The sequence below is a fragment of the Pseudaquabacterium inlustre genome (genome assembly GCF_038066595.1).
GTDB lineage: Bacteria > Pseudomonadota > Gammaproteobacteria > Burkholderiales > Burkholderiaceae_C > Pseudaquabacterium > Pseudaquabacterium inlustre.
The window spans coordinates 81556-101702 of sequence record NZ_JBBUTH010000007.1; the positions used below are offsets into that span (position 1 = coordinate 81556).

Sequence of the window (20147 nt, forward strand, 5' to 3'; positions counted from 1 at the left end):
GGCCCCATCACTTGGGCATGTACTTGGCGCCGATGGCGCGCACATCGGCGGCCAGCTTGGCGCCATCCAGGCCCTTGGCCGTGGCCTGCTTGATCCAGTCGGCCTCCACGCTGGCGGCGGCCTTCTTCATCGCGGCGTAGTCCTCGGGCTTGATCACCAGCACCTTGTTGCCTTGGGCCGTCATCTTCTTGCGCGCGTCGTTGTTGCCGTCGTCCCAGACCTTGCCGGTCAGGTCGACCAGCTTCTGGCCGCTGTTCTTGTCGATGGCAGCCTTCAGCTCGGGCGCGAGGCTGTCGTACTTGGCCTTGTTCATCAGGATGGCCATCGGCGTCTGCGTGAAGCCGGGCTGGTTGGCCTGACCTTCCATGTGGTACTTGGTGACCTCGTCGATCTTGGTGGCCGGCAGCACCTCCCACGGCGCCATGGCGCCGTCGATCACACCCTTGCTGATCGACTCGGTGACCTGCGCCACCGGCATGTTCACCGGCGTGCCGCCCAGCGCGGTGAGGAACAGCGCGGCAAAGCGCGAGGGGCTGCGCAGCTTCACGCCCTTGAAGCCATCGACCGTGAGGATGGGCTTGCTGGCGGTGGACATCACCACGTTGCTGGCGCTGAAGATGGCCAGCACCTTGAAGTCCTTGAAATCCTCGACGCCGTTCTTCTGGTAGTAGTCCCACATCGCGCGGCTGCCGTCCAGGCCGCCCGGCGGCAGGCTGAAGGGCAGCTCCAGCGCCTCGGTGCGCGGGAAGCGGCCGGTGGAGTAGCTGGGCGAGGTCCACACCACGTCGGCCACGCCGTTCTTCACCTGGTCCACCAGCTGCGGCGGCGTGCCGCCGAGCTGCAGCGCGGGGTACATCTGGCACTTCAGCTTGCCACCCGAATCCTTGGCGATGGCGGCGCACCAGGGCTCGGCCACGTTCTTGTGGAAGTTGCTGTTGGGCGGCAGGAAGTGCGAGAACTTGATCGTGACCTCCTGCGCCTGAGCGGAGAAGGCGCCCAGCACCAGCGGCAGGGCGGCGGCCACGGCCGTGAGGGAGCGCAGAAGGGGCGAGCGGTGCGACATGGGCATCTCCGGGCAGCGTGTGATGGGTTGAATTTGTTCAGCAACCGAACTATCTGACCAGGGCGCGCGACGGCCACCACCCACATCCATTTGGTTGCAATCACAACGATATAAGTCAACAGTTGTGGTCACAACTATCGGAAACCCTGTTGCTACAGTGGAAAGTCGCCATCAAATCTGGTTGCAGCAACAACCAATCGAACGTGCGGACAGCGCCGCGCAGCGCCTGGCCTCCCGGCCGAACGCTTCGCAAACTGAGACAGTTCAGGCCGGTCCGGCCGTCGCTGCTCAGGTGCCGGCGGCGACCCGCAGCACCGTCTTGCCCAGACCCTGGCCGCCCATCGCGTAGTTCAGCGCCTCGGCAAATTCGCCCAGCGCGAACTCGCGCCCCACCGGCGGGGCCAGCCGGCCGTCGGCCGCCCACTGCAGCAGCTCGTCCACCTGGGCGCGGGCGCGCTCGGGTTCGTACTCGCCGAACTGGCGCACGTCCACGCCGACCAGCGAGGCGCCCTTCATCAGCGGCAGGTTGGCCTTCAGCGCGGGGATGGGCCCGCCGACGAAGCCCACCACCAGGTGCCGGCCACCCCAGGCCAGCGACCGGTAGGCCGGCTCGAACAGCGGGCCGCACAGCGGGTCGAACACCACGTCGGGCCCGAGGGGGCCCGGCCGCGCAGTGTGCGAGCTGGCCAGTTCGGCGCACACGGCCTTCAGCCGCTCGCGCCAGCCTTCCACCGCGCTGTCCAGCACGCGGTGGGCGCCATGGGCCAGCGCATAGGCGCGCTTGGCCTCGGTGGACGCCACGGCGATCACCTGGGCACCCATCGCCCGGCCCACCTGCACGGCCGCCATGCCCACGCCGCCGGCGGCGCCCAGCACCACCAGGGTCTCGCCCGGCTGCAGCCGCGCGCGGTCGCGCAGGCCATGCAGCGCGGTGAGGTGGTTGATGCGAAAGCCCGCGGCCGGTGCGTCCGCCAGGCGCTCGGGCAGGCGCCAGACGGCCTGGGCATCGGCCAGCGCGCACTCGGCAAAACCGCCGCGCACGGTGGCCATCACGCGATCGCCCAACGCCAGGCCGCTCACGCCCTCGCCGAGCGCCGCCACGCGGCCGGCCACCTCCTGCCCAGGGATGTGCGGCAGCGGCGGCTTGACCTGGTAGCGGCCCAGCGACACCAGCGCATCCACATAGCCCACGCCGCACACCGCCACGTCGATGCGCACCTGGCCCGGCCCCGGTTCAGGCACCGGCGCATCGCGCAGCGCGTAGTCGGCGATCGAGTCGAGGGCGGTGGCTTGGACGATCTTCACGGGCAGGCTCCAGCGTCGGGACAAGGGCTGTCGCGCATTGTGGAAGCGGCGCCGGGCAGCGCCTGTCACGCGGGCGGCGGCGGTTCAGGCCGGCACGCTGCGGCGGGCCAGCGGCACCAGTGCCAGCAGCGTGAGCGCCGCAAAGCCGCCACCGGCCGCGAAGGTGGCCGCCGGGCCCAGCGTGGTCCACAGCGCACCGGCGATCACGCTGGCCGCCAGCATCGCCAGGCCACTGGCCAGGTTGAACAGGCCGAAGGCCGTGCCGCGCAGCGCGGCCGGCGCGGTGTCGGCCACCATCGCGCCCAGCAGGCCCTGGGTCATGCCCATGTGCACGCCCCACAGCGCCACGCCCAGGCCCAGGCCGGCCCAGCCGGTGGCCAGCGCCAGCACGGCATCGGCCGCGATCAGCACCCCCAGGCCCCCGGCCAGCAACACCTGATGGGGCAGGCGGTCGGCCAGCCGGCCGAACGGGTAGGCGCTGGCCGCGTACACGCCGCTCATCGCCACCATCACCAGCGGCACCCAGGCGGCGGGCACGCCCAGGTCACTGGCGCGCAGCACCAGAAAGGCCTCGGAAAAGCGCGCCAGCGTGGCCAGCGCCCCCACCGCCACCACGGCCCAGTAGGCGCGCGGCAGCTGGGCCAGCGCCTCGCGGCGGATCGGGTTGACCGGCGGCGGCGCGTCGGCCGGCCGCGGCGGCTCGCGCAGGCCGAAGGCCAGCACGGCCACCGACAGCACGCCCGGGATCACCGCCACCCAGAACACTGCGCGGAAGTCGCCCGCCCACAGCAGCATCAGGCCGCTGGCCAGCAACGGGCCGGTGAAGGCGCCCACGGTGTCCAGGCTCTGGCGCAGGCCGAAGGCGGCACCGCGGATGGCCGGCGGCGTCAGGTCGGCCAGCAGCGCGTCGCGCGGCGCGCCGCGGATGCCCTTGCCCACGCGGTCGGCAAAGCGCGCGGCGATCACGATGCCCGCCGCGCTGGCGCCATGGGCCAGCGCGAACACCGGCTTGCTGGCCGCGCCCAGCGCATAGCCCAGCACTGCCAGGCCCTTGCGGCGGCCCAGCCAGTCGCTGAGCATGCCGCTGAACACCTTGGTGATCAGCGCCGTGCTCTCGGCAATGCCCTCGATCACGCCCACGGTCAGCACGCTCAGTGCCAGCGGCCCCACCAGGAACAGCGGCAGCAGGCTGTGGATCATCTCCGACGAGATGTCCATCAGCAGGCTGGTGAAGCCCAGCACCCACACGCCGGCGGGCATGACGGGCTTGCTGACGGACGAGGGCGGCGCGGCGGGTTCAGGCATCGGCCGATGATAGGCAGGCTGCCTACAGGCCCGCCATCGCCCGGTGCCGCAAGGCCGCCGCCACCGCCTGGCCCATCGCCTCGCGCACGGCCGCCAGCAGCCGGCTGTCGGCATCGGCCTTGCGCATCACCAGCGACATCTGCACCGCCGGCGCCGCACGTCCCAGCTTGACGAAGCGCACCGGGTGCGTCTGGCAGATGCCGGCGTCCACCAGGTGCACCACGGCAATGCCCAGCCCGGCGCTGACCAGCGACACGATGGCCGGGATGCTGTCCAGCTCCAGCGTGCCGCGCTTGTGCTGCACATGGGCCGCCACGAAGCGCGCCGCCAGCGCGCCCGAGATGGTCTGCCGGTCGTAGCGGATCCAGTCGTGCTGCTTGAACAGCGCCGGCACCGAGGTCTCCACCGCGCCGGGCGGGGCGATCAGCCGCATCTCGCGGCGGAACAGCGGGTGCCACAGCAGCCGCGCCGAGCCGCCGCTCTCGGGCTCGGCCACCACCGCGGCGTCCAGTTCACCGGCCTTCACGGCATCGGTCAGGCCGGTGCTGCGCCCGCGCATCGGCCGCAGCTCCAGCCGCGGGTAACGGGCCTTCAGCTCGGCCAGGGTGCCGGCCAGCAGCACCGGCATCAGCGACTCGATCACGCCCAGCTTCACCACGCCCTCCACCGCGCGCGGCGCATGGCGGCGCAGGGCCTGCAGCTGCTGCAGCGGCTCACGCAGGGTGGCTGCCACATCGTGCGCCAACTCGGTGGGCCGCACCTGGTGGCCCGAGCGGTCGAACAGCGGCTGGCCGAGAAACCGCTCCAGCTGCTTCATCTGCATGCTCACCGCGCTGGCGGTCAGGTGCATCTCCTGCGCCGCGGCGGCCAGCGAGCCGCCGCGCAGTACCGCGTCCAGCGTGGCGAAGGCGTCGATCTTCATCAAGATTCCTTAACAAGCACGCCAAATCTAATCGCTTTTTCTTGCGCTGGGTCAAACCTAGACTGGCGCCACTGCCTGGCCAGGCCGCTTCACACCCCCATCCGACCCCCGCACTGGAGACCCCCTGGCAATGACCGCATCCGCCCCCCGCGCCTGGACCGCCGAAGAAGCCCGCACCGACACCAGCTGGGTCCAGCGCCTGTCTGCCGACGAGGTGGCCGGCGTGGACGCCGCGCTGGCCCATGCCAAGGCCCTGGGCAAGCCCTGGCTGGCGATGACGCCGCAGGACTTCCCGCTCAACGACGTGGCCCGCGCCGCGCTGGACCGCGCCATGGCCACCACGCAGGGCCGCTGGGGCCTGTGCCTGCTGAAGGGCTTTCCGGTCGACCGCTGGAGCGAGGACGACGCCAAGCTCGCGTACTGGGGCATGGGCCTGCACATGGGCGTGGCGCGCACGCAGAACCCGGCCAGCCAGCACATGAACGACGTGCGCGACATCGGCGCCGTCTACAAGGGCAAGAACGGCCGCGGCTACAACACCAACGCCAGCCTCGATTTCCACATGGATTCGGCCGACGTGGTGGCCCTGCTGTGCCGGCGCACCGCCAAGAGCGGCGGCGAGAGCATCGTCACCAGCACCATCGCCGTGGCCGAGGAACTGGGACAGCGCCGCCCCGACCTGCTGGCCGTGCTGAAGCAGCCGTTCTATCACCACTACCAGGGCGCGCAGGACCCGGTGCAGCCGCCCTACTACGCCTGCCCGATCATCGGCGACGACTCGGCGCCGTTCACGATGCGCGTGAACCGCAAGAACATCGTCGCCGCGCAGCGCGACTTTCCCGAGGTGCCGCGCGTGACCGATCAACAGTGGGAAGCGCTGGACCTGCTGGAAGAGCTGATGGCCGACCCGCGCTGGTGCTACCGCATGCACCTGGATGAGGGTGACATGCAGCTGGTGAACAACTACGTCATCGTGCACTCACGCACCGCCTTCGAGGACTTCGAGGAGGCCGACCGCAAGCGCCACCTGCTGCGCCTGTGGCTGGCCGTGCCGGGCTCGCAGCCGCTGCCGGCCGACTGGGCCGAGTACTTCATCGACACGCGTGGCAACGCCGTGCGCGGCGGCCTGCGCGGCAGCCAGCAGACGCCCGAGTTCGCCACCTACGAGGCGCGCCAGGCCGCGGCCCTGGGCATGCTGCACAAGCCCTGGGCGCCGATCAAGCGCCGCGCCGAAGCCCAGCCGGCCTGAGCGCCCGCCCACCACCAGGAGACCCCGCATGCGACGTCGCGACCTGCTCACCGGCCTGGCCGGCGCAGCCACCTTCAGCGCCACCACCGGCGTGCCGCTGCCGGCCTGGGCCCAGGGCCCGGCGCCGGCCACCACCAAGCTGCTGGTGGGCGCCACGCCCGGCGGCGGCACCGACCTGGTGGCGCGCGCGCTGGCCCAGGAGCTGGCCGGCCGGCTGCGGCGCGGCGTCATCGTCGACAACCGCCCCGGCGCGGCCGGCAACATCGCCGCCGGCGCCGTGGCCAAGGCCGAGCCCGATGGCGGCACGCTGCTGCTCAGCTACACCAGCCACGCGATCAACCCGGCGCTGTTCGGCAAGCTGCCCTTCGACGCGGTGAAGGACTTCACGCCGCTGAGCCTGGTGGCCACCTCGCCGCTGATGCTGGTGGCCCGGCCCGGGCTGAAGGCCGCCAACCTGCGCGAGCTGGTGGCCCAGGCCAAGGCCGGCAACACGGCGCTCAGCATCGCGGTGGCCGGCGTGGGCAGCGCCAACCACCTGGCCGGCGAGATGCTGCGCGTGCAGACCGGGCTGAACCTGGTCAGCGTGCCGTACAAGGGCGCCAGCCCGGCGGTCAGCGACGTGATGGGCAACCAGGTCGACCTGCTGTTCAGCAACATGGCCACCGTGCAGCAGCTGGTCAGGAGCGGCAAGGTCCGGCCGCTGGCGGTCAGCACGGCGCAGCGCGTGGCCGGCTTCCCCGACGTGGCGCCGGTGGCCGAGCTGGTGCCCGGCTTCGACTACAGCTCGTGGTACGGCCTGTTCGCACCGGCCGGCCTGCCGGCCGAGGCCGCCAGCCAGCTGGCCGCTGCCACCCGCGCCAGCCTGGCCAGCGCCGAGATGCAGCAGCGCCTGCAGGGCGAGGGCCTGGCGCCGGTGGGCAACACGCCCGGCGAGTTCGCCGCCTTCCTGCGTGCCGAGATCAGCCGCTGGACCCAGGTGGTGGCCGCCACCGGCGCCAAGCCGGCATGAGCAGCGCCACACTGCGCCCGCGCCTGGCCGCCCCCACGCCGCTGCTGGCGCCTGGCGTCTACGACCCGCTGTCGGCCCTGCTGGCCGCGCAGGCCGGCTTCGAGGCGCTGTACCTGTCGGGCGGTGCCGTGGCCTACACCCAGCTGGGCCGCTCCGACATCGGCCTGACCACGGCCACCGAAACCGCCGACGTGCTGGCGCGCATCACCGACCGCGTGGCGCTGCCGGTGATCGTGGACGCCGACACCGGCTATGGCAACGCGCTCAACACCCAGCGCACCGTGCGCTGCTTCGAGCGCGCCGGCGCGGCCATGCTGCAGATCGAGGACCAGACCTTCCCCAAGCGCTGCGGCCACCTGGCCGGCAAGTCGCTGGTGTCCACGGCCGAGATGTGCGGCAAGCTCAACGCCGCGCTCGATGCCCGCCACAGCGCCGACACGCTGATCCTGGCGCGCACCGACGCCATCGCGGTCGAAGGCCTGGACGCCGCTTTCGAGCGCGCCGAGGCCTACCTGGCCTGCGGCGTGGATGCGCTGTTCATCGAGGCGCTGCGCACACCGCCCGACATGGCCGCCGCCTGCGCTCGATTCAGCCCGCGCGTGCCGCTGCTGGCCAACATGGTGGAAGGCGGGCAGACGCCGGTGCGCAGCGCCGCGGCCCTGGGCGAGATCGGCTTTCGCATCGTCATCTTTCCGGGTGGCACGGTGCGCTTTCTGGCGCAGCAGCTGCAGGGTTACTTCGCCACGCTCAAAGGTGACGGCTGCACCACCGCCATGCAGGACCGCATGCTGGACTTCGACGGCCTGAACAGCGTGATCGGCACACCGGAGTTGTTGGACCTGGGCCGGCGCTACGAAGGCTGAACCGTCGCGGACTACGGGCAGTCCCCAATCCGGCCTGCTCCCAAGGCGACAGTGCCCGCTGGCCCGGGCACCGAAGATGCCCGGCGCCTTTTCGCCGGAGATCCGACCGCCGTGAGCACCGACACCCCCGCCCCCGAGGCCGACACCCCTGAACTGGCCGCCTTCCGCCGCGAGGTGGTGGCCTGGCTGGAAGCCCACCGCCCGGCCGACCCCGGCTTTCTGCTGCCCGAATCCTTCATGGAGGTGGGCAGCGACGAGCAGCTCGCCTTCCTGCGCGCCTGGCAGAAGCAGGTGTGGCAGGCCGGCTACCTGGGCCGGGCCTGGCCCGAGGCCTATGGCGGCCGCGGCCGGCCGCAGGTGGAGCAGGACATCGCCAACGCCGAGATGGCACGGCTCAAGGTGCCGTTCTGCACCAACACCATCGGCCTGTTCTGGGCCGGCCCGCTGATCCTGGCCATCGGCACCGAGGCACAGAAGCAGCGCTACATCCGCGGCATCCTCAGCGCCGACGACATCTGGTGCCAGGGCTTCAGCGAGCCCGACAACGGCTCCGACCTGGCGGCCTGCACCACGCGCGCCCACCGCGATGGCGACCACTACGTGATCAACGGCGCCAAGATCTGGACCAGCCTGGGCAACCACGCCCGCTACATGATCCTGCTGGCCCGCACCGATCCGCAATCCAAGCGCTATGCCGGCCTGTCGTACTTCCTGGTGCCGATGGACACGCCCGGGATCGAGACCGTGCCGATCAAGAAGCTCACCGGCGAATACGGCTTCACGCAGACCTTCTTCACCGATGCGCGCATCCCCGCCAGCTGCCTGATGGGCCGCGAGGGCGAGGGCTGGAAGATCGCGATGATGACGCTGACCTTCGAGCGTGGCGCCTCGGGCGGCCAGGCCGGCGGCCTGTCGCGCATGGCGGTGACGGTGGACGACGTGATCGCGCTGGCCCAGCGCGTCAAGCGCGACGGCCGCCCGGCCATCGAGGACCCGTGGGTGCGCGACCAGCTGGCACGCTTTGTCATCGAGAGCCGCGGCGACCGGCTCAGCACCGAGCGCCAGCGCATCCCGGCGCTGGTGAGCGAGCGGCCCGATGCCATCCCGCTGTCGAACAAGCTGCGGCTGAGTGAGCACCACCGGCGGCTGATGCAGTTCGCGCTCAGCCTGCAGGGCAGCCATGCTGCGCGCTGGGTGGGCGATGCCGCCGCGCCCGATGGCGGGCTGTGGCCGCGCAGCTACTTCAACGCCTTCGCCGCCACCATCGGCGGCGGGCCCAGCCAGATCCAGAGCAACATCGTGGCCGAGCGCGTGCTGGGCCTGCCGAAAGATTGAAGGCTCATGTCATGAACAACCCCCTTCAAGACACGGCCATCCGCTTCAGCGACGAGCGGGCCATGCTGCTGGAATCGGCCGCCGCCTTCTGCCGCGAGCGCTCGCCCAGCGCTCGCGTGCGCAGCCTGATCGACAGCGACACCGGCTTCGATGCCGCCGTGTGGACCGAGATCGGCCAGCTCGGCTGGCTGGGCATTGCCGTGCCCGAGGCCTGGGGCGGCAGTGGCCTGGGCGCGGGCAGCGTGGCCACGGTGGCCGAGCCGCTGGGCCGCCACCTGCTGGCCACGCCGTTCGCCAGCACGCAACTGGCCATCCAGGGCCTGCTGGCCAGCGGCCAGCCCGCCTGGCAGGACGCCTGGCTGCCGCAGCTGGCGCAGGGCATGGCGGCCACCGTGGCGCTGTTCGAGGACGATGGCGACTGGTGCCTGACCCACCCGGCTGCCACCGCCACGCGCCACGGCGCCACCGTGCGCCTGAACGGCAGCAAGACCCTGGTGACTGATGCCGGCGTGGCCAACCTGCGGCTGGTCACCGTGCAATGCGAGGGCGCGCTGGCCCTCGCCCTGCTGCCCTGCAGCGCCCTGCCGCCGGGCGCCACGCAGCGCGAGGTGGTGAGCGACGAGTCCCGGCGCGTCTACCGCTTGAGCCTGGACGGCGTGCAACTGCCGGCCGACCACCTGATCACCGGCGCCTCCGCCCAGGCCGCCGTGGCCGCCATCCAGCGCATGGGCTGGCTGCTGGCGGCGGCCGAGGCCGCGGGCGGCATCGCCGGCGCGCTGGACGTCACGGTGGACTACCTCAACACCCGCAGCGCCTTCGGCCGCAAGATCGGCAGCTACCAGGGCCTGAAGCACCCGTGCGCCGACATCCTGGTGGGCCTGGAGCGCGCCCGCTCGCTGGTGGCCCATGCCGCGACGCTGATGAACGACGGTGCGCCCGACGCGGCCACCGAACTGGCGCTGCGCATGGCCAAGGCCGAGGCCGGCGACAGCCTGATGCTGGCCGGCGACCGCGCCGTGCAGTTCCACGGCGGCTTCGGCTTCACCTGGGACTGCGATGCCCAGCTCTACCTGCGCCGCGCACTGTGGCTGCAGCCCTGGTTCGGCGACGCGGCGCACCACCGGCGCCGCATCGCCGATCAGCTGTGGCCCGTGGCCGCCTGACTGGCCGGATCCCCTGACCCGGCTAGGCGCTGCCGCTCGGCTTCACCATGCTGATCCAGCGTGGGCGCGGCAAACGGCGCCGGCCCCGGCGTGCGGCTGAACACCCAGGGCTGCGCAAAGCCACGGTACTGGCCCAGCGTGGGGTGCGGCAGCGTGGCGACCATCTCTTCGGCCAGCACCTGCGGGTGGTCGAACATGTCGGCCACGCCGCGTGAGGCGGCGCAGGGCACGCTCTCGCCGAACACGGTTTCCCATTCCAGCGCGCTGCGCGCCTGCAGCGCCGCGCGCAGCTGCGGCACGATCTCGTCGCGGTGTTCGGCACGTTTGCGCACGCTGTCGTAGCGCGGGTTGTCGTGCAGGGCCATCAGGCCGGTGTGCTCGCACAGCGCGCGCCAGAAGTGCGGCGTGTTGGCCGACAGGTACAGGTGGCCCGCCTTGGTGGGATGCAGGCCGGTGATGCCGCCCGAGCGCATGTCGCGGCTCACATCGCGCGGCTCGCCATCGGCCCACACCAGGCGCGCCGACTGCATCGTCAGCGCCGCGCGCAGCAGCGACACACCCACTTCCTGGCCCAGGCCGCTGCGCTCGCGCTCGTACAGCGCGGAGGCCACGCCGCCCGCCACCAGCGAGGCGGCGAAGTAGTCCACCACCGAGCCGTACAGGATCTCGGGCGGGCCGCCGCGCGGCCCCTGCTCGTCGCACATGCCGCTGAAGGTCTGCAGCACCTGGTCGTAGCCGGCCTTGTCCTTCAGCGGGCCGCGGTCGCCGAAGCCGGTCACGGCGCAGTAGATCAGCCGCGGGTTCAGCGCCTGCAGCTGGTCGAAGGCGATGCCCAGGCGCCGCGGCACGCTGGGGCGGAAGTTGTGCACCAGCACGTCGGCCTCGCGCACCAGCTTCAGCAGCGCAGCCAGGTCGTCGGCGCGCTTCAGGTCCAGCACCAGGCCGCGCTTGCTGCGGTTCACACCCAGGAAGGCGCGGCTTTCCAGCGCCAGCGTGCTGGGGTAGTGGCGCAGGTTGTCGCCGCCGGGCGGCTCGATCTTCAGCACCTCGGCGCCCTGGTCGGCCAGCATGGCACAACCGTAGGGCCCGGCGATGTAGGCACTGAGGTCCAGCACCTTGACGCCGGTGAGCGGGCCGCGGATCGGATCGGATGTCATCGCGCTCGTCGCCCTGCTCATTCCGGAATGATGTTCTGCTGCTTGGCCAGCTTCTGCCAGCGCGGGATGTCGGCGGCGATGGTGGCGGCGAACTGCTGCGGGCTCATCTGCGCGGCCAGCGCGCCCTCCTTCAACAGAAAGTCCTTGAACTCGGCCGTGGCCAGGATGGCGTTGATCTCGGCGTTCAGCCGCTTCACCACCTCGGCCGGCGTGCCGGCCGGCGCCAGCACGCCCCACCAGGCCTCGAACTCGTAGCCCGGCACGGCGCTGGCCATGGCCGGCAGCTCGGGCGCGATGGGGCTGGGCTTGGCGCTGGTGACGGCCAGCGCGCGCACGCGGCCGCTGCGTACATGCGGCGCCAGCGACGGGCCGCTGGCGATCAGCAGCTGCACCTGGTTGCCGATCAGGTCGGTCACGGCCGGGCCGATGCCGCGGTAGGGCACATGCACCACGAAGCTGCCGCTCAGCGCCTTGAGGCTCTCGGTGGCGAACTGGTTGGTGCTGGCCACGCCCGAGCTGGCATACGAGTACTTGCCGGGCTTGGACTTCAGCTCGGCGATCAGCTCCTTGGGCGTGCGCGCCGGGAACTGCTGGTTCACCGCCACGATGAACGGGCCCTTGGCAATCATCGCCACCGGCGCCAGATCGGTCTGCGGGTTGAAGGGCATGTTGGGCTGGATGGCGCCATTGGTCACCAGGCTCGACGACACCAGCAGCAGCGTGTGGCCATCGGCCGGCGCCTTGGTGACGAACAACGTGCCGGTGGTGCCGCTGGCGCCGGGCTTGTTGTCCACCACCACCGGCTGCTTGAGCACCGCGCCCAGCTGCTGGCCCAGCTTGCGTGCGAACACGTCGTTGGAGCCCCCGGCCGCATAGGGCACCACCAGCGTGATGGGCTTGGCGGGAAAGCCGCCCTGCGCGCTGGCCGCGCCGGGCAGGGCCAGCGCGGCGGCCAGCGTCAGCAGGGCGCGCCGGCGACGGGTGGTGAAGGTTGCGAAGTGGGTCATGTCGGCTTGTCTCGTGGGGGGTGTGTTCTGGCTGTCTGTGTGCCTGGCTCGGTGGGCGCTGCGTCAGTCGGCCAGCAGGCCCAGCTGGCGCGCCTGGTCGACGATCAACTGCGCGCGGCGCACGAACGGCGCATCCACCATGCGGCCATCCACCAGCACGGCGCCCAGGCCCTGCGCTTGCGCCGCCTGCGCCCCGGCCAGCATGCGGCGCGCGCGCTCGATCTCGGCCGCCGTGGGCTGGAAGGCCGCGTTCGCCCGCGCCACCTGGCTGGGATGGATGCAGCTCTTGCCGATGAAGCCCAGCGCGCGCGCCATGCGCGCCTCGGCCTCGAAGCCGCTGGCGTCGGCCACATCGGGATGCGCGCCGTCCATTGCGTAGAGGCCGGCCTCGCCCGCGGCCAGGCGCACGCGCAGCATCACGTGGTGGCGCGCGGCCGCATCGTCGCGCGCGATGTCCAGCGGCTCGAACAGATCGCCCAGGCCCAGCTGCAAGCCCTGGACGCGCGGATGCGCACAGGCCAGCGCATGCGCCTCGCGCAGCGCGCGCGGCGTCTCGATGTTCAGCAGCAGGCCCACGGGCTGTTGCACGCCGTTGGCACGCTCGGCCGCCTCCAGCGCGGCCACGGCGGCCAGCACCTGGTCCACGCTCTCGGGCTTGGGCAGGTTCAGCAGGTGCAGGCCGGGGCGCACGGTGGCGCGCACATCGTCGGCAAAGTGCGCCGTGTCCTGCGCATTGACGCGCACGATCAGGGTCTTGCCTGTCGTTCCATTGGCGGCCACGCGCGGCCCGTGCTGCGCCAGCCAGGCGGCCAGCGTGTCGCGGGCCTCGGCCTTGCGGGCCTCGGGCACCGAGTCCTCCAGGTCGAAGGACAGGGCATCGGCCGGCCCGGCGGCGGCCTTGTCGAAGAGTTCCGGCCGGCTGCCGGGCACGAAGAGCTTGCTGCGCATGGCCCACAGTGTGAACACGCGCAGACACGAGAAAAAGCGATGCCGTCTTCGATCAGATGACAGATTTTCTGAGTTCTGATGCGGGTTGCCCCGCGCGCACGCGGTCCGGTCCAACCCGCCGGTGAACGGCCCCAGCAGGGCTGGCCAAGCGCCGGCGGTGGGCACCCCATGCGGACGGTCACCGGCAGCGTGCCGGTGGCGCACCTGCGCCGGAACGGGCGTGTGACGTCGGCCTCCACGTCCCAGGCCGGACGGATGCCCACACCCCAGGGCACTGCGGTACCGGTGCATGCAGACCTGCGGCGCCATCGGCGCGGGGCGCGGGGCGCGGGGCGAGGGGCCCGGGTCCGCGCCGGTCACGTCCGATGTCAGTCCAACCGCACGACGGCGCGGTCACGCACCATGCGCTTGAACGCGTGCATCGTGATCGCGACCGCCCGGTGGATGTCCGCCACCGATCACGCCGCAGCGGCCGCCGGCACCCCGGCCGTCGGACAGGGCCGCCCCGTTCCGGCTTGGTGCCGACCACCCCCCGACGGTGCGCCGGCAGCCCGGCGCGCACCGGCTTGAGCAATCGCAAGGTCCGGTCGCGCGAGCCCGCGTGCGCTCCCGTCCGCGCGCGTTCTTCTGGCGCCGGCGCAAGCCCTGGCCGGACCGGACCATGGCACGTGCGTTGCTAGACATGACTTGTCATAACAGGTTCCGCCCATCCGATGTCCGCCTCGCCCCAGCGCCGACCGCCCCGCCCCGCCGCGACGCAGACGACCGCCGCGGCCGTGGACTCTCCGGGCACCGTGGTGCCCATGTCGTCGGTGCCGATGCACGCGCAGATCCGCGAGATCATCCGCCGCCGCGTGCTCGACGGCAGCTATGCGCCGCATTCGCAGATGCCCTCGGAGACGCAGATGATCGCGGCCTTCGGCGTCAGCCGGATCACCATCCGACAGGCCCTCGGCGACCTGCAAAAGGAAGGCCTGATCTTCAAGGTGCCGGGCAAGGGCAGCTTCGTCGCCAAGCCCAAGGCCTTCCAGAGCCTGTCGCGGCTGCAGGGCTTCGGCGAGGCCATGGGCCCGGCCGGCTACGAGACCTTCTCGCAGGTACTTGCCACCCGCGAGCAGCCGGCCGACGAGCAGGTGGCGCGCCACCTCGGCCTCAGGCCCGGCGCAGCGGTGGTGCAGATCCAGCGGCTTCGCTACCTGAACCGCGAGCCGATCTCGGTGGACATGAGCTGGTTTCCGGCAGCGATCGGTCGGCGCCTGCTGACCGCCGACCTGCCGACGCGCGACATCTTCGTCATCCTCGAGAACGACCACGGGCTGCACCTCACGCACGCCGATGTGCAGATCGAGGCGATCAGCGCCGACGAGACCCTGGCCCGCCATCTGGCCACGACCGAAGGCGCGCCGCTGCTGCGCATCGAGCGCCTGACCTACGTGAACGAGCAGCCGGTCGACTACGAACACCTCTACTACCGCGGCGACGCCTTCCAGTACCGGCTGCGCATCGACCGCACCTGAAACCCCTCCCCTCACACCAACGCAACGCGAGCACCCGATGAACACCCTGAACATGGAATTCGACCTCGTCGTGATCGGCGGCGGCACCGGCGGCCCGATGGCCGCCGTGAAGGCCAAGGAGGCCAACCCCAAGCTGCGCGTGCTGCTGATCGACAAGGCGAACGTCAAGCGCAGCGGCGCGATCAGCATGGGCATGGACGGTCTGAACAACGCGGTCATCCCCGGCCACGCCACGCCCGAGCAGTACGTCAAGGAGATCACCGTCGCCAACGACGGCATCGTGGACCAGGAAGCGGTGATGGCCTACGCCGCCAACAGCTTCGCCATGATCGAGGAGCTGGACCGCTGGGGCGTGAAGTTCGAGAAGGACGAGACCGGCGACTACAGCGTGCGCAAGGTGCACCACCTGGGCGCCTATGTGCTGCCCATGCCCGAGGGTCACCACATGAAGCGCATCCTCTACCGGCAGCTCAAGCGGGCACGGGTGGAGATCACCAACCGCGTGGTGGTCACGCGCGTGCTGACCGGCCCGAACGGGCAGGTGGCGGCGGTGATGGGCTTCGACTGTCGCACGGCCGAACTGGTGGTGATCCGCACCAAGGCCGCGGTGATCAGCACCGGCGCAGCCGGCCGCCTGGGCCTGCCCTCGTCGGGTTACCTGATGGGTACCTACGAGAACCCCACCAACTGCGGCGACGGCCATGCCATGGCCTTTCATGCCGGCGCGGCGCTGGCCAACCTGGAGTGCTTCCAGATCAATCCGCTGATCAAGGACTACAACGGCCCGGCCTGCGCCTACGTCACCGGCCCGCTGGGCGGCTACACCGCCAACGCCCATGGCCAGCGCTTCATCGAGTGCGACTACTGGTCCGGCCAGATGATGCAGGAGTTCTACAACGAACTGCAGAGCGGCAACGGCCCGGTGTTCCTGAAGCTCGACCACCTGGCCGAAGAGACCATCCAGGAGATCGAGACCATCCTGCACAGCAACGAGCGGCCCAGCCGCGGCCGATTCCACGAAGGCCGCGGCACGAACTACCGCCAGAAGATGGTCGAGATGCACATCTCCGAAATCGGCTTCTGCTCCGGCCACTCGGCCTCCGGCATCCATGTCAATGCCCGCGGCGAGACCTCGGTGCCGGGCCTGTACGCCGCCGGCGACTGCGCCAGCGTGCCGCACAACTACATGCTGGGCGCCTTCGTCTACGGCAAGATCTGCGGCGAGCAGGCCGCCGCCTACTGCGCCGATACCGGCCCGGCGGCCCACGACGACGACGCCGAGGCCCGCGAGGCCACCCGCATCCTGGCACCGCTGCAGCGCGGCGATGGCCTCACACCCTTCCAGATCGAATACAAGACCCGCCGCCTGGTCAACGACTACCTGCAACCGCCCAAGGTAACCCGCAAGTTCGAGATCGGACTGCAGCGCCTGGCCGAGGTCCGGGAGGACCTGGGCTTGATGGCCGCCGCGAACCCGCACGAGCTGATGCGGGCGATGGAGGCGCACTCCATCCTCGACTGCGCCGAGATGGCCGCGCGCGCCAGCCTCTTTCGCACCGAGAGCCGCTGGGGCCTGTACCACGCCTGCGTGGACCACCCCGAGCGCGACGACGCCAACTGGTTCTGCCATGTTCTGCTCAAGCGGGGCGAAAGCGGCGCCATGGTCCTCGAGAAGCGCGCTGTGGAGCCGTACATCGTGCCGGTGGACGAGCAAGAGCGCACCGCCTACCAGCGCCTGCGCATCGCCCCGGGCGCCACCCCGGCGCCGCAGGCGGCCTGACCGCGCCCGGCGCCACGGGCCACCGCACCGGCCGGGCTGCCGCCCGCCACCCCTCCCATCCACGAATCGAGGTCACCCCGCCATGACCCTGGCCACCACTGCCACCCAAGTGCCCGTGCGCGTGGACGATGACAAGTGCATCGCCCACAAGGGCTGCACCGTCTGCGTCGACGTCTGCCCGCTCGATGTGCTGGCGATCGACATCGTCAAGGGCAAGGCCTACATGGCCTTCGACGAGTGTTGGTACTGCCTGCCCTGCGAGCAGGACTGCCCGACTGGCGCCATCACCGTCGACATCCCCTACCTACTGCGCTGAGCCACCGGCCCGCGCCCGACCCCGAGGACCCACCACGATGACTGCTGCCATCGCCGACCGCCTGCGCGACCCCGACGCCACCGTGCGTCGCCTGGCCGTGATCGACCTGCCCTACAGCGACGAGGACGAGATCGTGCCGCTGCTGCTGCCCTGTCTGGCCGACACCGACGCGCTCGTGCGCACCGAGGCGGTCAAGGCCCTGGAGGGCTACGAGGAGCCCGAGGTGCTGGCCGCCATGGTGCCCATGCTGCTGGACGAGGACCCCGGGGTGCGCCAGGCGGCCGGCGACGTGCTCAGCGAGCTGAAGCTGCCGGAATCGGCCGCTGCCCTGCTGCCGCTGATCGCCCCGCACCAGCCGGCCGAAGCCCGCGCGCAGGGCTTCCGGGCGCTGCGCGCCCTGCGCTACCCGGCGGCTTTCGCGCCGGCGCTGGCCTCGCTGCGCGACCCGAGCGCCGCCGTGCGCGCCGAGGCCGTGGGCGTGCTGGGCTACCTGAAGGACCCGGCGGCCATCGGCGAGCTTGCCGAGGTGGCCGCCAACGACCCGACGGCCGAGGTGCGCCGCATCGCCGTGGGCGCACTGGGCTATGCCAGCAGCGTCAGCGTGCTGCCGGCCCTGACCCGCGCCCTGGGCGACGCCCACTGGCCTGTGCGCGACGAGGCGGCGCAGACCATCGGCAAGCTGCGCCTGGCGCCGGCGATACCCGACCTGGTCCGCGCCATGGACGACGAGATGTGGCAGGTGCGGCTGAAGGCGGCGCGTGCCCTGGGCCAGCTCAAGGCCGAGGCCGGCCTGCCGCCGCTCGTGGCCGCGCTTCAGCACCCGATCAGCAACCTGCGCAAGGAGGCCGCCATCGCCCTGGGCGAGATCAGCGACACCCGGGCCATCGCGCCGCTGGAGGCCGCCCTGAACGATGCCGACCCCGACGTGCGCAAGCTGGCGCGCCTTGCGCTCACCGCCATCGGCTTGGCGCAGGGCGCACGCACCGGGGGGGCGGCATGACCTTCGTCGTCACCGAAGCCTGCATCCGCTGCAAGTACACCGACTGCGTGTCGGTCTGCCCGGTGGACTGCTTCCGCGAGGGGCCGAATTTCCTGGTGATCGACCCCGATGAGTGCATCGACTGCGCGGTCTGCGTGCCCGAGTGCCCCGTCTCGGCCATCGTGGCCGACACCGAACTGCAGGCCGACCAGGCCGAGTACCTGGCGCTCAACGCCGAACTGGCCCCGCTGTGGCCGACGATCACCGACGCGCGCGAGCCGCTGCCCGACGCCGCGCAGTGGGCCGCCGTGCGCGGCAAGCGCAGCGAACTGCAGCGCGGGGCACCGTGAGATGGCCCGCTGCCAGTTGCCTCCGTGCCACGCCCCGCGCAGGCCCCCCGCCTGCGGGCCGAGCCACCCGGACCGTGGCACCGGTCGTGCTACGAGCCACGGAGACCGCCCCTTCACGCCCAGTTCCCCCCATCCTGGAGCATCGACGATGACGCGACTTTCCCTGCGCGGCCTGCTGGCCGTAGCCATGACCAGCTCCCTGACCGGCTTCGCCGCGATGGGTGCGCAAGCCGCCGAAGAGGTGGTGATCGGCATCGGCACCCAGAACACCACGACCAACACCGTCACGGGCGGCGTCGTGGTCAAGGAGCTGAAGCTGCTGGAAAAGCACCTGCCCAAGACCGGCAAGTACAAGGACATCCGCTTCAAGCTCGATTGGCAGAACTTCACCAGCGGCCCGCCGATCACCAACGGGATGATGGCCAAGAAGCTGCACATCGGCATGATGGGCGACTATCCGCTGCTGGTGAACGGCGCCACCGGCCAGAGCCAGGCCGGCAACGAGACCCAGCTGGTGGCCGTCATCGCCTACAACGCCTTCGGCTCGGGCAACGGCGTGGTGGTGCACAAGGACTCGCCGTACTACGAGCTGGCCGACCTCAAGGGCAAGACCCTCTCGGTGCCGTTCGGCTCGGCCGCGCACGGCATGGTGCTGCAGGCCATGCAAAGCCGTGGCTGGGCGGAGTCGTACTGGAACCTGCTCAGCCAGAGCCCCGAGGTGGGCACCACCAACCTGCAGGAAAAGAAGATCGACGCGCACGCCGACTTCGTGCCCTTCGCCGACCTGCTGCCCTACCGGGGCTTCGCACGCAAGATCTTTGATGGGGCCGAGACCAAGGTGCCCACCTTCCATGGCGTGGTGGTCCGCAAGGACTTCGCCAGCCAGTACCCCGAGGTGGTGGTGGCCTATGTGAAGGCGCTGATGGAAGCCAACGCCTGGGTGCGAGCCAACCCGGCCGCGGCGGCCGCCAAGGTCGAGGAGTGGACCAAGATCGAGAAGGAGGTGGCCTACCTCTACCTGGGGCCGGGCGGCATCCACACGCTGGATCCGACCATCAAGCCGCGCTGGCTGGACACGATCAAGACCGGCCACGAGGTGCTGACCAAGCTCAACCGGGTCAAGCCGCTGGACATCGGTGCCTGGGTGAACGAACGCTATGTGAGGCAGGCCTTCACCGAACTGAAGCTCGACTACGAGGCCCAGAAGCAGACGCTGGCCAACTACGACATCGGGGGCACCGATCCGGTGTGCAAGGCGCCGATCACCCGCCCCCGGGAGGCCGGCGAGGTCTGGGTGGACGGCGCGGCCGCACCCACCGCCCATGCCAGCGCGCTGTGCACGCTGGCCGCGGTGGCGAAGGCGCAGGCCGCAGGCCAGAAGATCAAGGTGGCCTACGTCTATGACAAGGCGCTGGGCATCAAGGTGTTCGCAGACAAGGCCTTCTACGCGGTGAACCTCGGCAACCCGAAGAAGCCGGAGATCGTCCCCTTCCTGCTGAAGAAGGACGCCGAGGCCCATGCCGCGACCGGCGGCGGCAAGCTGGGCGCCTACGCCGACGTGCTCGCCGTGGCCCAGGGCACCGCACTCTGACCCAGCCCGGCGCCCTGCCCACCGACCGCCCCCACCGCTGAACCGGAGCGTTGCCGCCATGTCCTCTCTCCCCCTGCACCTGATACCGGCCGACGGGCGCGTCGACGCGCCGGCAGCGCCGAGGTCCGCCACGGGCGGCTTGCCCTCGGCCGCCAGCGCACCAGCCCCGGCGGTGGCGACCGCCCCGACCCTGGTCAGGCCGCCGGCCGCGCCGGGCCCCGCAGCCGGCCCGGCAACCACCCCGCGGGTGCTGGCGCGTGGCGTCCAGGTCCTTCGGCAGCAGGGCCT

At 71.2% G+C, this 20147-nt stretch carries 18 protein-coding genes; 11 read left to right on the forward strand and 7 right to left on the reverse strand.

What is annotated here, in order from left to right:
• Positions 1-7: 7 nt before the first annotated feature.
• The 4 genes from AACH10_RS12010 to AACH10_RS12025 form a co-directional block, all read right to left on the reverse strand.
• The gene (locus AACH10_RS12010; protein ID WP_341410658.1) at positions 8-1063 is read right to left on the reverse strand and encodes a TRAP transporter substrate-binding protein; all 1056 of its coding nucleotides are present in this window, start codon (positions 1061-1063) and stop codon (positions 8-10) included.
• A gap of 288 nt (positions 1064-1351) precedes the next feature.
• Complete coding sequence (locus AACH10_RS12015) at positions 1352-2368, reverse strand: NADPH:quinone oxidoreductase family protein (RefSeq protein ID WP_341410659.1); 1017 nt, start codon at positions 2366-2368, stop codon at positions 1352-1354.
• Positions 2369-2452: 84 nt separating this feature from the next.
• Positions 2453-3673, reverse strand: a complete 1221-nt coding sequence (locus AACH10_RS12020; protein ID WP_341410660.1) for an MFS transporter — start codon at positions 3671-3673, stop codon at positions 2453-2455.
• A 22-nt stretch (positions 3674-3695) separates the two neighbouring features.
• Positions 3696-4595: a LysR family transcriptional regulator gene (locus tag AACH10_RS12025; RefSeq protein ID WP_341410661.1), complete on the reverse strand. Its 900-nt coding sequence runs from the start codon at positions 4593-4595 to the stop codon at positions 3696-3698.
• Between the two features lie 130 nt (positions 4596-4725).
• On the opposite strand from AACH10_RS12025, the gene AACH10_RS12030 reads away from it, so the two are divergent.
• The 5 genes from AACH10_RS12030 to AACH10_RS12050 all read left to right on the forward strand — a co-directional run bounded on the left by AACH10_RS12030 (position 4726) and on the right by AACH10_RS12050 (position 10214).
• Positions 4726-5844 (forward strand): TauD/TfdA family dioxygenase, encoded by a 1119-nt coding sequence (locus AACH10_RS12030; protein ID WP_341410662.1) that lies wholly within the window; start codon positions 4726-4728, stop codon positions 5842-5844.
• A gap of 28 nt (positions 5845-5872) precedes the next feature.
• A complete protein-coding gene (locus AACH10_RS12035) occupies positions 5873-6853 on the forward strand; it encodes a tripartite tricarboxylate transporter substrate-binding protein (protein WP_341410663.1) in 981 nt (326 codons plus the stop codon).
• Positions 6850-7716 (forward strand): isocitrate lyase/PEP mutase family protein, encoded by an 867-nt coding sequence (locus tag AACH10_RS12040; protein ID WP_341410664.1) that lies wholly within the window; start codon positions 6850-6852, stop codon positions 7714-7716. Before AACH10_RS12035 ends, AACH10_RS12040 begins: the two co-directional genes overlap by 4 nt.
• A 111-nt stretch (positions 7717-7827) precedes the next feature.
• Positions 7828-9051 carry an acyl-CoA dehydrogenase family protein gene (locus AACH10_RS12045; RefSeq protein WP_341410665.1) on the forward strand — a complete coding sequence of 408 codons (1224 nt, stop codon included), beginning with the start codon at positions 7828-7830 and terminating at the stop codon, positions 9049-9051.
• An 11-nt stretch (positions 9052-9062) separates the two neighbouring features.
• Complete coding sequence (locus tag AACH10_RS12050) at positions 9063-10214, forward strand: acyl-CoA dehydrogenase family protein (protein ID WP_341410666.1); 1152 nt, start codon at positions 9063-9065, stop codon at positions 10212-10214.
• On the opposite strand, the gene AACH10_RS12055 is transcribed toward AACH10_RS12050, so the two are convergent.
• The 3 genes from AACH10_RS12055 to AACH10_RS12065 form a co-directional block, all read right to left on the reverse strand.
• The gene (locus AACH10_RS12055) at positions 10190-11371 is read right to left on the reverse strand and encodes a CaiB/BaiF CoA transferase family protein (protein WP_341410667.1); all 1182 of its coding nucleotides are present in this window, start codon (positions 11369-11371) and stop codon (positions 10190-10192) included. The genes AACH10_RS12050 and AACH10_RS12055 overlap by 25 nt on opposite strands.
• Before the next feature lie 17 nt (positions 11372-11388).
• Positions 11389-12378, reverse strand: a complete 990-nt coding sequence (locus tag AACH10_RS12060) for a tripartite tricarboxylate transporter substrate binding protein (protein ID WP_341410668.1) — start codon at positions 12376-12378, stop codon at positions 11389-11391.
• Positions 12379-12441: 63 nt separating this feature from the next.
• Positions 12442-13326 carry an HpcH/HpaI aldolase/citrate lyase family protein gene (locus AACH10_RS12065; RefSeq protein WP_341410669.1) on the reverse strand — a complete coding sequence of 295 codons (885 nt, stop codon included), beginning with the start codon at positions 13324-13326 and terminating at the stop codon, positions 12442-12444.
• 803 nt (positions 13327-14129) lie between these two features.
• Between AACH10_RS12065 and AACH10_RS12070 the strand changes: the two genes are divergently transcribed.
• From AACH10_RS12070 to AACH10_RS12095, 6 genes are all read left to right on the forward strand, one after another.
• Positions 14130-14843, forward strand: a complete 714-nt coding sequence (locus AACH10_RS12070; RefSeq protein WP_341411163.1) for a GntR family transcriptional regulator — start codon at positions 14130-14132, stop codon at positions 14841-14843.
• A 37-nt stretch (positions 14844-14880) separates the two neighbouring features.
• The gene (locus AACH10_RS12075; RefSeq protein ID WP_341410670.1) at positions 14881-16623 is read left to right on the forward strand and encodes a fumarate reductase/succinate dehydrogenase flavoprotein subunit; all 1743 of its coding nucleotides are present in this window, start codon (positions 14881-14883) and stop codon (positions 16621-16623) included.
• An 82-nt stretch (positions 16624-16705) separates the two neighbouring features.
• Positions 16706-16939 carry a 4Fe-4S dicluster domain-containing protein gene (locus AACH10_RS12080; RefSeq protein ID WP_341410671.1) on the forward strand — a complete coding sequence of 78 codons (234 nt, stop codon included), beginning with the start codon at positions 16706-16708 and terminating at the stop codon, positions 16937-16939.
• 37 nt (positions 16940-16976) lie between these two features.
• Positions 16977-17939: a HEAT repeat domain-containing protein gene (locus AACH10_RS12085; protein WP_341410672.1), complete on the forward strand. Its 963-nt coding sequence runs from the start codon at positions 16977-16979 to the stop codon at positions 17937-17939.
• Complete coding sequence (fdxA, locus tag AACH10_RS12090) at positions 17936-18268, forward strand: ferredoxin FdxA (RefSeq protein ID WP_341410673.1); 333 nt, start codon at positions 17936-17938, stop codon at positions 18266-18268. The genes AACH10_RS12085 and fdxA overlap by 4 nt, the downstream gene beginning before the upstream one ends.
• A 148-nt stretch (positions 18269-18416) precedes the next feature.
• Entirely contained in the window at positions 18417-19859 is a 1443-nt protein-coding gene (locus AACH10_RS12095) for an ABC transporter substrate-binding protein (RefSeq protein WP_341410674.1), read from the forward strand.
• The last annotated feature ends 288 nt before the right edge of the window (positions 19860-20147 follow it).

Coding starts and splice junctions, on each gene's coding strand:
- AACH10_RS12010 (WP_341410658.1), bottom strand. CDS start 1,063: ATGTCGCACCGCTCGCCCCTTCTGCGCTCCCTCACGGCCGTGGCCGCC.
- AACH10_RS12020 (WP_341410660.1), bottom strand. CDS start 3,673: ATGCCTGAACCCGCCGCGCCGCCCTCGTCCGTCAGCAAGCCCGTCATG.
- AACH10_RS12025 (WP_341410661.1), bottom strand. CDS start 4,595: ATGAAGATCGACGCCTTCGCCACGCTGGACGCGGTACTGCGCGGCGGC.
- AACH10_RS12030 (WP_341410662.1), top strand. CDS start 4,726: ATGACCGCATCCGCCCCCCGCGCCTGGACCGCCGAAGAAGCCCGCACC.
- AACH10_RS12035 (WP_341410663.1), top strand. CDS start 5,873: ATGCGACGTCGCGACCTGCTCACCGGCCTGGCCGGCGCAGCCACCTTC.
- AACH10_RS12040 (WP_341410664.1), top strand. CDS start 6,850: ATGAGCAGCGCCACACTGCGCCCGCGCCTGGCCGCCCCCACGCCGCTG.
- AACH10_RS12050 (WP_341410666.1), top strand. CDS start 9,063: ATGAACAACCCCCTTCAAGACACGGCCATCCGCTTCAGCGACGAGCGG.
- AACH10_RS12055 (WP_341410667.1), bottom strand. CDS start 11,371: ATGACATCCGATCCGATCCGCGGCCCGCTCACCGGCGTCAAGGTGCTG.
- AACH10_RS12060 (WP_341410668.1), bottom strand. CDS start 12,378: ATGACCCACTTCGCAACCTTCACCACCCGTCGCCGGCGCGCCCTGCTG.
- AACH10_RS12065 (WP_341410669.1), bottom strand. CDS start 13,326: ATGCGCAGCAAGCTCTTCGTGCCCGGCAGCCGGCCGGAACTCTTCGAC.
- AACH10_RS12070 (WP_341411163.1), top strand. CDS start 14,130: ATGTCGTCGGTGCCGATGCACGCGCAGATCCGCGAGATCATCCGCCGC.
- AACH10_RS12075 (WP_341410670.1), top strand. CDS start 14,881: ATGAACACCCTGAACATGGAATTCGACCTCGTCGTGATCGGCGGCGGC.
- AACH10_RS12080 (WP_341410671.1), top strand. CDS start 16,706: ATGACCCTGGCCACCACTGCCACCCAAGTGCCCGTGCGCGTGGACGAT.
- AACH10_RS12085 (WP_341410672.1), top strand. CDS start 16,977: ATGACTGCTGCCATCGCCGACCGCCTGCGCGACCCCGACGCCACCGTG.
- fdxA (WP_341410673.1), top strand. CDS start 17,936: ATGACCTTCGTCGTCACCGAAGCCTGCATCCGCTGCAAGTACACCGAC.
- AACH10_RS12095 (WP_341410674.1), top strand. CDS start 18,417: ATGACGCGACTTTCCCTGCGCGGCCTGCTGGCCGTAGCCATGACCAGC.